This window comes from Rhodococcus aetherivorans (genome assembly GCF_011058165.1).
Taxonomy (GTDB): domain Bacteria; phylum Actinomycetota; class Actinomycetes; order Mycobacteriales; family Mycobacteriaceae; genus Rhodococcus; species Rhodococcus aetherivorans.
In genome coordinates this window covers 1-13,095 of sequence record NZ_JAALEG010000126.1, presented here as the reverse complement: position 1 = coordinate 13,095, position 13,095 = coordinate 1, and the positions used below count along the sequence as shown (strand labels likewise).

Genomic DNA, 13,095 nt, shown 5'->3' with positions numbered 1-13,095 from the left:
CCGACCTCCCGAGAACGGGTCCGGTCGCCCGGTCACCGCCCGACGGATAGGACCCCTCGCCCGCGGGTATCCGCAGATCCGAGACCCCGCAGTTTCCTCCCGGAGAGGCAGTCCGATGAACGAGCAGGACCGGAATCAGCCGACGGTCGAGGCACCCGCTGCCGCGGCGGCCGCCCCCACCGGCGGTCGCCGCACCCGCCGGCTGCCAGCCCGGGCACTCGTCGTCATCGCCGCCCCGTTCCTGCTCGCGTTCGTCGTCCTCGCCGGGCACCGCGACGGCGACTGCGTCGGCCGCACCGGCACCGCCGCCCTCGAGGCCTGCCGCGTGTCCTCCGCGGCGGTCGAGCCTTGGCTCTTTCTCACCGGGGCCGGCACGTTGGTGCTGCTCTCCCTCGCCGGCGTCGTCCGGGCCGCCGACTGACACTCTGGGCACGGACCGATCCGGAACCGGCACAGACACCGCCGCCGCGCCGCGGCCGCCGCGCCGCGACGGTGAGCGAGGTCGCACGACTCCAGACGTGATCGCCGCACCCACCGCGCCGGAAAAGACCCTCCGGCGCACCCGGGACCGCACCCGGTCCGCCGGGCTGGCAACACCCCCTGCCGCCCCACACACGCCTGTCCCGCAACGCCTCCCCCGACGGCGTTGCGGGACAGGGAGGGACTGCATTCGGCGCGGCCGGCACCGCCGGTGCGCATGACGCGACCCCGCGAGGGGCAAGTGTCAGCTCAACCCGATACCGAGACCGAACGTCACACTCAACCACTTGAGGAACGCATCGAACGCGATGCCCAGATCGAATCCGGCAGAACCCATCGGACTCTCCTTCACCCTCGAAGATCCCGACCCGGCTCCCAGTGTATTACCTCCGAAAAATCAACACTACCAATCGAATTCGGGCGAAGACCCCAGAGCGGGCAGGTAGGGCGGCGACGCGGGTCCCGGTTGAATCCACACCACCGGGGAAACGACACGTCTGCAGCGACGCCACCAGCCTGCGATCCACTTGCCCACATGGTGTTCCAGGTCGCGACGGTGAGTTCGGTGTTGTCCACGCTGTCCACGCCGGACCCTACGAGGGCCTGGTGACCGCCCCGGAGAACCAGCCGGCACCCTCCCGTCGCGGGTGGCTCCGACCAGGGGCGTCGGAACGCACCCTCGTCTCGGACGAGGCCGGGGTGCGAGCTGCGCGGTCCTGTGCAGAGAGGTGTGGTCCGAGCGGGGGAAAATCGGGAAATTATTTATCTCCGTATGTTGCAGAATTCTATCTGTTGATCCGAGGTGACCTGTGCCCCTCGCTTGTGGCCCTCCCCTCGCCCGTCCGAATGTCCCGCGGCCTGCGCGGGGCCCGTTCGGACCGGCCAGCGCCGGGAACCGGCCGGGTACCGATTCGCCCCTCCCCCAGCGCAGACGCCGGGGCAAGGCCCATTTCGGGAGGGGTCAGCCGTCAGCTCGCCTCGGTCGAGCCCGAGGTCGCGGACGCAGCGCGCACTTCGCGCAGTTCGGCGCGCAGTTCGTCGGCACGTTCGCGGGCCGCGTCGACCTGGGCGCGGGCGGCCGCGAGGTCGACGCGCACGGCCTCGGTGCGGTCCCGCTCGGCGGCGACCTCGGCGCGGGCGGCGGCCAGGTCGGATTCGAGCCGGCCCACGGTGGTGGTGGCCTGATCGGCGGTGGCGCGGAGCCGGGCGAGCTGGTCGCGCTGCTGCTCGACCAGGGTCTCGAGGTCGGCGGTTCGCCGCCGGTGCGCCGCCTCCGAGTCCTCGACCCGGGTGGTCCACGCGTCCAGGGTTGCGACGTGGTCGGCGTGCAGGCGGTCGAGCTCACTCTGGTGCTCGCGGCGGGCCGCGGCGAGCGCGGTGGTGGCGTCGTCGGCCTGCGCGAGCGCGGCGGCCGCGGCCGCATCCGCGTCGGCGCGCTCGTTCAGGGCGGCGTCGAGTTGCTCCCGTAGCCGGGCGATCTCGGCGCCGGCGTCGGCGCGGACCTTGTCGGCGTCGGCCTGCACCCGGCGCAGGTGCGCCTCGAGGACCGCCGGGTCGGCCAGCAACGCGGTGGCCGCGGTGATCGACGCGGCCACCTCACTCAGCCGCTCGAAGGCGGCCTGGGTTTCCTGCCGCAGCAGCGGCACCGCCTGCGCGAGGGTGGACACGGCCTGGGCCGGATCGGTGGGGGTGGCCGCGGCGAGCCGCTCGGCGCGGGCCGCCTCCTTCTGCCGTTGCCGCCAGGCCCGGACCCGCTCCGCATCCGAGGCGTACTCCCGGCGCCGCCCTCCCCTGCTGCCCTCGGTCATCGCTCCCGCCCTCCCGATCGCCTCCTGAGCCGTACAGCGATGCTACCGTACGTATCGTTTCGTACGTAACAGGATACGTACGAAACGAGTGTGGTCGAACACACCCGATACAGGGGTGACACCGCCCGTTCCCCTCGCCGGGGCCTCCGCGGTGGCCGCCACCCCTCGGCGGTCTCGCGAGGGCGGGTCAGCACGCCGGGTCGAGGCCCCGGCCGGGCACGCAGTCGTCGACCGCGGCCGCGATGGTGGCCTGGTGTTCGTAGTCGTCGATCCACTCGAGCACTCCGTCCGGGCTGTCGGCGCCGGCGCTGAGGCCGATCCGGAAGCGGGTGTCGATACACAACCGCAGGTACGGCGACGGGCGGCCGGTCCGGTGAGTGGCTGATGCGAGGCGGCGCAACGCGGCGGCGCCGGCGAGCACGGCGTCGACTTCGGTGGCGGCGGTGCCGGAGTCCTGCGCGACGGCCGGATCACAGGTGACGGTCCAGGTGTGCACGAGCGGGGTCCCTTCTTCGGGTCGGTACGGGTCTTCGGTGGATGCCAGTGTGCCCGGCCGCCTCGGCCGCGACCGGGGCGCAGACGGGCCGCGGGCCCGGTCCTGTGGAGAACCGGGCCCGCTGTGGACAACTCCCCGGGTCACCGCCGTCCGTCGAAGGCGAGGGCCTTCTCGTCGGCCGGGAGCAGCACCGACCGGGCCACCTGCACGGTGCGGGCCAGCTCGGCGACGAAGGCGCGGTGACCGGCCCGGTCGAAGAACCGGAAGACCAGCGGCCCGGCCTCGACGTCGACCCAGTGGATGTGACGGCGACGCTGCGGATCGAACGCCCCACCGGGGGTGATCTTCGACGGCGGCACCTGAGACCAGTGCACCGTCACCAGATGCTCCCCGGCGGCGAAGCGCTCCGGACGCAGCAGGAACTGCTCGGGCAGCACCGTCGTCACCCCGTCGGCGACCGGGCGCCGCAGCACCGCCACCACACCGCGGACCACGGCGAGGTCGGTGAAGACCATCCGCACCGCGCCGACGGTGGCGAACACCGCCGCGGCCGCGGTCAGCGCGCTGGTCACATCCAGCCGCACCTGCTGGTTTTCCCCGGCGATCAGGACGGTGGTGCGGGTGGTCACGCTCGGAAAGCTCGGGGTCTGCGGCGCGGTCATGGCGACCTTCCTGCTGGAGGTGGAGAACCGGCGCGGGTCCGCCTGTTCTTGTGCCCTTCTGGCAGGGAGCATTTGGACCGGCATGAGGGCCGTGGAGTGCAACCTCTGGGACGGAAAAATCTCGCCGGAGCGCAGCGGAGGAGAGAATTTTCCGGGCCGTCAGGCCGCGCAGCGCCCAGGGGTTGCGCGCAGCGGACCGCCGGTCAAAATCGAAGGCCAGAAGGGCACATCAGGCTCTTGTGCAGGGCGGAGCGCAGCGGAGCTCGACTCGGTCTCGAGGACCTGGGCCTGATCTCGCGCGAGAGGGCCCCTCGGTGGCCGGTTGGCCAACCGGATGAGATTGTCTCGGCGTGCTGGCTTGCCCAGATGGTTTCTTCAACGGTGGACAACGGTCCGCTCTTATTCGCGATCGGGGGACTTTTGGGGCAGCCCAGTTCCGGTGTCGTCGCTGTTGACAAGCGGATATTTGAGGTCCATCGTAATGGACATGAAAGAGGGCCCACCGCGCCCGTACCGGATGGTGGCGAGGGCGCGGTCGGCGGCACAGACGACGGAGCGGATCATGGACGCCACCCTCGAGCTGTACCGGGACTATTGGCTGGACGAGATCACCCTGGAACGGGTGGCCGAGCGGGCCGGGGTGTCGATCAAGACGGTGCAGCGCAAGTTCGGCAACCGCGACGGCCTTCTGTCCGCGACGCTGCAGTGGATCGGCCGCCAGGTCACCGCGCAGCGCTTCCCAGTCGCGGCCGGTGACGTCGACGCCGCCGTCGAGAACCTGATGACGCACTACGAGCAGTGGGGACCGTTGGGCCTGCGGCACGTGCTGCAGGCGCAACGCTCACCGTTCATCGCGTCGATCGTCGCACGCGCGCAGGGTCTGCATCACCGCTGGGTGGAGCAGGCGTTTGCCCCGTACCTGGATTCCCTCCCCCCAGCGGATCGCGAGATGTTGTTCGCTCAGCTCGCCGCCAGCACCGACGTTCTGGTCTGGCACGTATTCCGCAACGATCTCGGCCTGTCGGCCGAGCGCACCGGGCAGGCCCTGTCCGGCATCCTGCGCGCACTGTTACCGGCCACGCCACCCGCACGGACCTGAACCGGCCCGCACCCGGGCCCCTCCACCTTGGAGGCCACGTCATGGCACACATCCTGTTCGTCACCTGGGACGGCGGCGGCAACGTGCCACCCGCCCTCGGTGTCGCGGCCGAACTCCACCGCCGCGGCCACGAAATCCGGTTCCTCGGGCACCGACAGCAGCGCCGGCAGATCGAGGACCGGGGTTTCCGGTTCACCCCGTTCCGGCATGCCCGAACCTGGCAGTCGACCACCGCCCACCCCGGGATCCGCGGCCTGTACGCGTATCTGTCGGTGTTCACCGACCCGGGCCCCGGGATCGATCTGCTCGACACTGTCGCCGGCGAGCCGACGGACGTGGTGGTGATCGACTGCCTGCTCTACGGCGCCGTCGCCGCCGCCGAGCAGGCCCGCCTGCCACGGGTGACGCTGGTGCACACCTTCTACGAGTTCATGGAGGCCGGCGCCAAGCGCGGCCCGGCACCGTTGCTGGCCCGGGTGAAGGGGCAACGGCCCCTGCGGTTGTGGACATCATCGGACCTGGTGCTGGTGACCACCGAGCGGGAACTCGACCCGGCCGGGCGCCGTGATCTGCCCCCGGCGGTCCACGACACCGGGGTGGTGCCGCACCGGATGCCGTCCATCCTGACCCCGGTTGGGGAACGGGAGCCGCTGATCCTGGTGAGCCTGTCCAGCACCAACTTCGCCGGCCAGCAGCGGACTCTGCAACGCGTCCTCGACGCGGTGCGCGGCGTCGCCGCCCGCACGGTGGTCACCACCGGAACCTCCCTCGACCCCGCCACCCTGACCGCCAGCCCGGACACCGAGATCCACGGTCACCGGGATCACGAGGAGATCTTGCCGGACGCCACCCTCGTCATCGGACACGGCGGCCACGACACCACCATGCGCGCCCTCGCCCACGACGTGCCGCTGATCATCCTGCCGATGCACCCGCTGCTCGATCAGAAGATGATCGGCCGCACCCTCGAAGACCGCGGTGCGGCCCGCTGCCTGCCCAAGACGGCCGCACCTGACCGGATCCGGGCCGCGGCCGAGCAGCTGCTCGCCGACGGCCCGCACCGGGCGGCCGCCGCCACCCTGGGCGCGCGGATCCGCGCCCACGACGGCGCCGTTCGGGCCGCCGACCTCATCGACCACCTGCCACGTCGATAACCCTCCACGAGGAGGCGAACTCATGACCGGAGCCACGCGCACCACCGACCGCACGGTCGCCCCGTCCGGCAGGTTCGACGGCCTCGACCCGCGTTCGGGTACCGTCCTCACCGCCTGGGCGGGTCGGCGAACACGGTGCAATCGTGGTTGGCGGACAGATACCACATCACCACCGTCTCCCCGCCCGGATGCGGGCGCCGCCGAGCTCGGTGCCGACGGTGGCGGTGCGGCGCATGTACGGCACCGAGGGGTACCGGATCACCCCGTCCACGGGGGCAGCGAAATCGGTGCGCAGCAGCAGCAACAACTGGTCCGGCTGCATGCCGAGCAGGTGCAGCGCCCCGCCAGCGCCTGCCGGGTGGTCTCGAAACCGGCGGTGATCAGCAAGATGGCGAACGAGCCGCAACTGAGCCGGATAGCGAACAGTACGGCACCCCCGGCCGGTACCGGCCGCCGACGCCGAGGACGCCTGATGTCGCCCCCGACCAGGGAGCGCCCGGTACGGCCACCGGATGCCATCGTGCACACCGAATCGAGGACCACGCTGACCGGGCACCGCCGTGTCGATGACACGGCGGTCGAGCACCTGAGCCCCCCACGGTTTGGGGATATCGGGTACCGCGGCGACCAGCACATACTGGGTTCATGACGGCGGTGCGAAAGGCCGAGGACCTGCTGGCGTGCGTGCGTGATGCCGCTGACGGGACCGGGGACACGTCGGAGTTCCGCCGTGCGGTTCTCGACGGGATTCGGGCCGGGGTTCCGTTCGACCGTGGGTGTATCGGGATGGTGGATCCGGCGACGTTGATGCTCACGTCGGCGACCATGGTCGATGTCGACGATCCGCTCGGGCGTGCGGCGGGGGTGGTCGCCGAGTTGGAGTACGGGTCTGGTCCGTATGCGAACACCTACGGCAGGTTGGCCCGCACTCCCACCGGCGTCCAGACGATCCGCGATGGCATCGAGGGTGAGATTCGTGAGGCGTTGCCCTATCTCGAGATCCTCGAGCCGATGGGAATGGTCGACGAGGTTCGACTGGTCTTTCGTGGCCGAGACGGGTGCTGCTGGGGTGTCGGAACGCTGATGCGCGGTCCGGGACGAATGTTCGATCACAAGGAGGTTCGGATTCTGGCCCGCTGTGCCCGTGAGATCGGGGAGGGCCTGCGCCTGTCGTTGGTGCGGCAGGCGCCGCGGGTGCTCGCGGAGGTATCCGCTGGGCCGGCGGTGGTGATCGTCGGACCGGACGATGAGGTGGAGTCGGCGACACCAGTGGCGTTGGAGTTTCTCGAGCGGGTAGTGGTCGAGCCCCGGTTGCGGATGTTGCCGGTGGTGTCGGCGGCGGTGCGGCTGCGGACCTCGGGGCGGGCGGTGTTCACGCGGGCGCGGACGGTCGATGGTCGGTGGCTGGTGATCCGGGCGGGGAGGTTCGACGGCCGGGGTCCGGCGGGGCGGGTGGTGGTCACGCTGGAGCCGGCGGGGCCGGCGGAGGTCGTCTCGCTGTTGACTGCGATTCACGGGTTGACCGAGCGGGAGGCGGCCGTGCTCGGGCGCGTCCTGTTGGGGGAGACACGGGTCCAGATCGGTGAGCGGCTGTTCATCAGCCCGTATACGGTTCAGGACCACCTGAAGAGTATTTACGCCAAGACGGGCGTGAACAGCCGTCAAGAACTCCTCGCGCAGCTGTTCTACACCCACTATCTGCCGCGCTACGGTGAGCCGGTCGGCCCGGGAGGCTGGTTCGCCGGGGACCCCGTGCGAGCAGCACACAGTCCCGGCTGAGAGATCGGTCGTTGTCCCCCAGTGCAACACGAGTGTGGGATATCCCGGCGCCGGAGGGTCAGCGGAGGTGACAGGTCGCAGGTCCGGGCGGGCCGCAGTTCAGTGCCGGTGGCTGGCGAAGCCCTCCGCATCGTGACGCACGAGAAAGGGTGTGTGCCGTGGCCAGTATCTTGATCGTCACCTTCGAGGCCGGCGGCAACGTCCCGCCTGCGTTGGCGGTCGGGGAAGAATTCCGCGCCCGCGGGGATCGGGTGCGGGTGTTGGGGCATCGGATGCAACGGGCGACCGTCGAGGCGGCAGGACTGGAGTTTTGTGCCTATCGACACTCGCCGACCTGGACGCCGCACGCCCACCACACGACATGGACGGTCCTCACCATGGGCCTGGAGATGGTGACGCACCCCGGGATCGGACGGGATCTCGGTGATGTGGTGCGGGAGGATCCGGCCGACCTGGTGATCATCGACTGCATGCTGTTGAACGCGCTGGACGCGGCAGGGCGAGAAGGCCTGCGTCATGTCGCGCTGTTTCATACGTGCTACGGCTTCTTCGACGGATCGTTCCGCCGCGGTCCCTTCGGTATCGTTCCCCGGTTGAAGGGGTTGGGGCCGCGCCGACTCTGGGGGCAGGCGGATCTGGCGTTGGTGTGTTCGGACCGCGCATTCGACCCCGCGGGTGGTCGGTCCGACGACCACCTGTTCTGGGCGGGGGCCGTGCACGATGCCAAGACCGCGGCCGTTCGCCGTATGCCGCCGCTGGTGCTCGTCAGTCTCAGCACCGCCGGTTTCCCGGGGCAACGCGCCGCCCTACAGAACATCCTCGACGCCGTGGCAGGCATGGACATCGAGGTGGTCGTGACCACCGGTCCCGCCATCGACCCGGCCGGTTTCCACACTCCGGCGAATGCCACCGTTCATCGGTACGTTCCGCACAGCGAACTGATGCCGTCGTGCTCGGCGGTGATCGGGCACGGTGGGCACGCGACCACGTTCCGCGCCCTGGCGCATGGGATCCCGATGGTGATCATGCCCATGTCTGCGGTGACCGATCAACCGGGAATCGGCAAGGCCGTGGCCGCTGCCGGTGTCGGTCAGGTCGTCTCGAAAGCGTCCTCCCCCGAACGGATTCGTGGGGTACTGGGCGAAGTCCTGTCCACCGACGGCTACCGGGACGCGGCGGCCGAGCTCGGCGCCAGGCTACGGGCCACCCATGCGGCATCGGTGGCAGTCGACCGGCTGTCGACGCTCATCGGCAGCGGGGGGTGAGCGGATCATGCGTCCGCGGTGGCGGCGGGGGTGCTGCGCCCCACCGGATCGCCGCGGCGGCGGCGAAGTCCCCGGCGTGGGCGAAGCCGGCGAGCAACACCAGGGCTCCGTTCGGGATCCGGCCGGCCCGGTTCTCGGTGTCGAGGGTGACCGGGATGGCGGCACCGAAGAGGTTTCCGCAGGCGTCGAAGGTGTCCGGATGGTGTTCCGGGGGCAGTTCGAGGGCTTCGCGCCAGTTCCGCAGGAACAACCGGTTGGGTTGGTTGGTGACGAAGGTGTCGACCTCGGTGGAGCGCACGCCGATCCGGTCGCACACCGCGAGGGCAACCTCGGGCACCAGGCGGTTACCGCGGGCGAAGACGGTGGCGATCTTCGATTCGGTGAACGCGATCCGCAGTTGGCCGGTCCCGGGTTCCCAGTACTTGCGGGGTGGCTCGATGGCGGCGGTCATGTCTCCGGCGAATTGGGGGTAGTGGCGGCATTCGACGTCGAGGATCGGGGCCCGGTCCGAGCGGTGCAGCAGCCCCACTCCGCAGCCGTCGCCGGGCACCGCGGCCTGCGCGAGGGGACGGACGTCGGGTTGGGTGAAGATCTGCCCGGCGCTGTTCTGCACGGCCACGATCAGCGCCGTGTGAGCGTCGGGTCGGCTGGACAGAAGGGTTCGGGCGAGGTCGAGCATGTAGATGTAGGCGGCGCAGCCACCGTTGTGTAGATCGAGGATGCACCGGGGCCGCATGCCGAGGCGCCGTGCCAGCTCGGCGCCGCAGCCGAGCACGGGCAGGTCCGGCAGTTGGGTGTGGGTGAGCAGCACGTCGATGCCGTCGATCGCGGCGGTGCCGTGGCGGTCGATCAGCGGTGCGATGGCCCGTTCGGCCATGTCGACGGCGGACTCGGCCGCAGCGACGTGGTGGCGGTGGGCCGGGGCGCGGAACATGATGTTCTGCGCCTTCCGGTCCGAGGGTGCGTGCCGGGTGAAGTAGTCGGTGGTGATCGGGGGACCCGGGAGGTAGCTGGCGACGTCGATCAGGCTGACGGTGTCCATGGCGGGGGTTCGCTCATCCAGGCGGGGGTCAGGGGCAGTCGGTGGCGGGCCCGGTATTCGCACAGGGCGGTGAGGTTGTTCAGCTCGAGTCGGTGCCCGGCGGCGAACATGTCCCAGAAGTCACCGACCCAGGCTCTCCGGTCCGGGGGTGCGGTGTGCGGATAGGGGTTTCGGTCGTAGAACGGGTGGTGGCAGTTGGTCCACAACACCACCGTTCCGGGCTTGTCGAGCACCGTCTGCGCGTCGACCACCCGCATGAGGTAGATCATCCACAGGTGCTCGCCTTGGTCCCAGGCGCAGTGGTAGTCGACGGTCCTCGCCTCCGGGTGGGCCACGGTCCGGGTGTAGATGGTGGTGTCGGATCCGAGCCGGTCGTGGGCCGACCACAGTCCCGGCTGGTCGGTCGGGGCGAATCCGCGCAGGCTGTAGGTCCACTCCTCGAGGCTTCGGGTGTGGGCCAGGTAGTCGTAGACGCCGTCGGGCGGGGCGGCGATGTAGCCGTGGACGGTGCAGTACTGCCCGAACATCTGCTCGTGCGGGTACACCGACCGCAGCATGTCCAGGATGACCGGGGTGGTCGCCTCCCTGTCGGAGGTCTCGATTCGTACTACCCCGGGGATCACCCCGTCGGGTAGGTCACTGAGGGCGCAAGGGGTGGTGGTCACGGTGTCTGTCCTCGAGCGCGGGGGTCGGTGTGGAAGGGAAGGAACGGGGGCATCTCGTCGGGGTCGCAGTCCACGGCGATGAACACCGGGCCGTCGGTCGCGGCCGCGGCTTCGAGCGCATCGAACAGTTCGTCGAGGGTGCGGGCCGGGTGCGCCGGTAGCGACGGGAACATCGCGCCGACGCCTTCGGCGAGCCGTGCGGGCCGGAATCGGTTGAAGCTGTATCGGTCGTGGTAGAACAGCTGCTCGCGGGTCAGGCACATGGCGTGGGCGTTGTTGTTGAACACCAGGAACGTCACCGGCAGGTGGTGTTCGAGCGCGGTGTGGATCTCGAGGCCGTGCATGTAGAAGGCGCCGTCCCCGGCGATGACGACGGCCCGCCGGCCGTGTTCTCGGTTCGCTCCGTAGTCTTCGCCGGTGCGGGCGAAGGCGGCGCCGATCGCGGCGCCGAAGCTGTAACCCATGCCCCCCATGCCGAGTGCGACGACGAAACGGCCACCGCGGGGCACCGGCAGGTGATGCACTACCGCGGCGCCGGTGTTGCCGGCGTCGACGAAGACATCCGATCCGGCCGGCATCATCGCGGCGATCGCCTCGACAGCCTCCCGGTAGCGCACCCCCGGGCCTGCGGACACGGGCATCCGGCGCGGAGTCCACCTCTTCCGGGCGGCTGCATCGACGGCCGGTCCGGACGCCGCTGCTGCGGCCAGCTCCCCCAGGGTCTGGCGCAGGTCGAGGCTGGTCGCGTGCACCGTGGGCAGGTACGGTGGCGCGGCGCCGATGCTGGCGACCGGGACGGCGCTCAGGGCCGCGTCCAGGCCGGTGCGGGCCGTGACCGGCAGCCGGGTGCCGATCAGCACGCACAGCGCGCTGTGCCGCACCGCATCGACCAGTTCGGGATGTCCCATGCTGCCGGCAACCCCGCAGAAACCGGGCTCGTCGGCCGGGTAGACGTCCTTGGCGTCCGGGGCGACCCCGACGGCGGCGTCCGCCGCGGCGGCGAGGGCGCGCAACTGGTCTCGGGCGTCGTCGCGGGCCACCTGATCGCCCGCGACGAGCACGATCTTGCCGGCCCGCCGAGCCGCCGCGAGCAGCTCCCGGATTCGTGTCGGCCCCCCTGGGTCGTGGCCGGACCGGCGCGGCGGCACGTGGACGACGAACGTGTCGTCCACGCGGGCCTGCTGGATGTCTTTGGGCAGCAACAGCACCGCAGGTCCGCCGGTTTGCGCCGCGGCGATCGCCCGCTGCAGGTGGTCGGCGAGGTCACCCGGGTGCTGCACCCGGGCGCAGTAGCGGGAGATCTCGGTGAACAGCCGGACCGCGTGGATCGTGCCGGCCTGGCCGCTCGAGTCCTGGAACGCGCCCCTGCCCTCGAGGGTGGTCGGCGGCTGCCCGATCAGGGCCAGCACCGGCACCTGTGAGGTGTAGGACTCGGCGAGCCCGGCCACCAGATTCATCGCGCCGCCGCCGGACGTCGCGGCCACTACCCCGAGCCCGCCGGTGATGCGGGCGTAGCCGTCGGCCATGGTGGCCGCGCCGAACTCGTGCTTGGCGACCACCCCGTGCACGCGGCGAGCGGTGGCGAACAGGGCATCGTAGAGGTCTTCGATGTTGGCACCGTCCACCCCGAAGATGTGGCCCACCCCCAGGTCGGCGACCGCGTCGACCACGGCGTCGACGACCCGACGGCGGCCCCGGTCCGGGCGTGGGGTTCCGGTACCCATGATGGTCCCTTCCGAACGCTTCGATCTCGGTGTCATGGATCGCCATGTCCGTGATCGCGATGTCTTCGATCGCGGTGGTGTTGCTGGCGTCGCGGTCGGCGGGTGTCCCTCGAGCCCGGTGCCCCAGCGGACGGTTCTGGTCCGCCGATACCGTCCGGCGAGCGTGTGCAGCATGACGACTCGGGCACCGCCGGCAGTACCCGGCGGCCGCCCCATACCGGTCGGGGTCCCGGCCGCCGAGGGCCCACGGTACCTGTCGGGCCGCCCCCAGCTCGGGTTTCTTCCTGACGGTCGGGTGTCCCCGGTCGTGCCACCGCCGGCGGGGGACGGTGTGCGACGATCGGCATCCTCGTGTCCTTCTCGCGGCGCAGGGCGTTGCGCAGGATGTCCTCATCCGGGTCTGGGCCGGTGCGTTCGGGTCGGGTTTCATGACGTCGCCTCGGATTCGAGGAGCGCCTTTGCGTGCTCGAGGTTGCTGCGGACGTCGCGGGCGTACAGTTTCGCCACGAGGGTGTCGGTGAGTGTGCCGAACACGCCGCCGAGAGAACCGGATTCCTGGTGGAAGGTGACCCGGGTGCCCCGCTCGGTGGGGTCGAACCGAGTTTCGGTCTCGTACGGGACCGGGCTGTCGGTTCCGCGCCGGCGCAGATACCTGTCCTGCTCGACCCCGGTCGTTTCCTCGGTGATCGGCAGTTGTCGGCCGGCAACCTTGACCACCCCGTGGACGAGGGAGCCGACTTCCCCGGGTTCACCCGAAATCAGCTCGTAGGTGATCACATTGGTCATGTACAGCGTCACGTTGCCTGGGTCCTGAAAGAAGGCGAACACCTCTGGGGCGGGGCGGTCGATGACGACGGACTCTTCGGTGACAATCATGATGACTCCTGGAGGAGGAGGGGCGGGTGCCGGGAGGTACGGTGG

12 protein-coding genes and 1 pseudogene are annotated in these 13,095 nt (G+C 70.4%); 5 read left to right on the top strand and 8 right to left on the bottom strand.

The genetic code is table 11. The features are described 5' to 3' along the window. Positions 1–115 precede the first annotated feature (115 nt). The gene (locus G6039_RS28225; RefSeq protein ID WP_043797868.1) at positions 116–421 is read left to right on the top strand and encodes a hypothetical protein; all 306 of its coding nucleotides are present in this window, start codon (positions 116–118) and stop codon (positions 419–421) included. A gap of 1,027 nt (positions 422–1,448) precedes the next feature. On the opposite strand, the gene G6039_RS28220 is transcribed toward G6039_RS28225, so the two are convergent. The 3 genes from G6039_RS28220 to G6039_RS28210 all read right to left on the bottom strand — a co-directional run bounded on the left by G6039_RS28220 (position 1,449) and on the right by G6039_RS28210 (position 3,446). Further along, entirely contained in the window at positions 1,449–2,288 is an 840-nt protein-coding gene (locus G6039_RS28220; protein WP_152103992.1) for a coiled-coil domain-containing protein, read from the bottom strand. A 187-nt stretch (positions 2,289–2,475) separates the two neighbouring features. Beyond that, on the bottom strand, positions 2,476–2,784 hold the full coding sequence (locus tag G6039_RS28215) for a hypothetical protein (protein WP_043800176.1): 309 nt from the start codon (positions 2,782–2,784) through the stop codon (positions 2,476–2,478). A 140-nt stretch (positions 2,785–2,924) separates the two neighbouring features. Further along, positions 2,925–3,446, bottom strand: coding sequence for a hypothetical protein (locus G6039_RS28210; protein ID WP_043800179.1), 522 nt, complete (start codon positions 3,444–3,446; stop codon positions 2,925–2,927). Between the two features lie 487 nt (positions 3,447–3,933). Here G6039_RS28210 and G6039_RS28205 point away from each other — a divergent pair, with 487 nt between their 5' ends. Together G6039_RS28205 and G6039_RS28200 are read left to right on the top strand one after the other, a co-directional pair. Next, complete coding sequence (locus G6039_RS28205) at positions 3,934–4,545, top strand: TetR/AcrR family transcriptional regulator (RefSeq protein ID WP_235194072.1); 612 nt, start codon at positions 3,934–3,936, stop codon at positions 4,543–4,545. A gap of 41 nt (positions 4,546–4,586) precedes the next feature. Continuing rightward, positions 4,587–5,699: a glycosyltransferase gene (locus G6039_RS28200; protein ID WP_043800185.1), complete on the top strand. Its 1,113-nt coding sequence runs from the start codon at positions 4,587–4,589 to the stop codon at positions 5,697–5,699. Between the two features lie 113 nt (positions 5,700–5,812). On the opposite strand, the pseudogene G6039_RS31335 reads toward G6039_RS28200, so the two are convergent. Next, positions 5,813–6,101 (bottom strand): annotated as a pseudogene (locus tag G6039_RS31335) (cytochrome P450); the annotation flags it as partial. A gap of 243 nt (positions 6,102–6,344) precedes the next feature. Here G6039_RS31335 and G6039_RS28190 point away from each other — a divergent pair. Beyond that, positions 6,345–7,478, top strand: coding sequence for a helix-turn-helix transcriptional regulator (locus G6039_RS28190; protein WP_051446086.1), 1,134 nt, complete (start codon positions 6,345–6,347; stop codon positions 7,476–7,478). Positions 7,479–7,906: 428 nt separating this feature from the next. Beyond that, entirely contained in the window at positions 7,907–8,743 is an 837-nt protein-coding gene (locus tag G6039_RS31330) for a glycosyltransferase (RefSeq protein ID WP_338148589.1), read from the top strand. Here G6039_RS31330 and G6039_RS28180 read toward each other — a convergent pair. From G6039_RS28180 to G6039_RS28165, 4 genes are all read right to left on the bottom strand, one after another. Next, positions 8,724–9,785 (bottom strand): 3-oxoacyl-ACP synthase III family protein, encoded by a 1,062-nt coding sequence (locus tag G6039_RS28180; RefSeq protein ID WP_051446087.1) that lies wholly within the window; start codon positions 9,783–9,785, stop codon positions 8,724–8,726. The genes G6039_RS31330 and G6039_RS28180 overlap by 20 nt on opposite strands. Beyond that, the gene (locus G6039_RS28175; protein WP_043800190.1) at positions 9,767–10,450 is read right to left on the bottom strand and encodes a hypothetical protein; all 684 of its coding nucleotides are present in this window, start codon (positions 10,448–10,450) and stop codon (positions 9,767–9,769) included. Before G6039_RS28175 ends, G6039_RS28180 begins: the two co-directional genes overlap by 19 nt. After that, positions 10,447–12,174: a thiamine pyrophosphate-binding protein gene (locus G6039_RS28170; RefSeq protein ID WP_043800193.1), complete on the bottom strand. Its 1,728-nt coding sequence runs from the start codon at positions 12,172–12,174 to the stop codon at positions 10,447–10,449. The genes G6039_RS28175 and G6039_RS28170 overlap by 4 nt, the downstream gene beginning before the upstream one ends. A 426-nt stretch (positions 12,175–12,600) precedes the next feature. Then, on the bottom strand, positions 12,601–13,050 hold the full coding sequence (locus tag G6039_RS28165) for an SRPBCC family protein (RefSeq protein ID WP_043800195.1): 450 nt from the start codon (positions 13,048–13,050) through the stop codon (positions 12,601–12,603). Positions 13,051–13,095 lie beyond the last annotated feature (45 nt).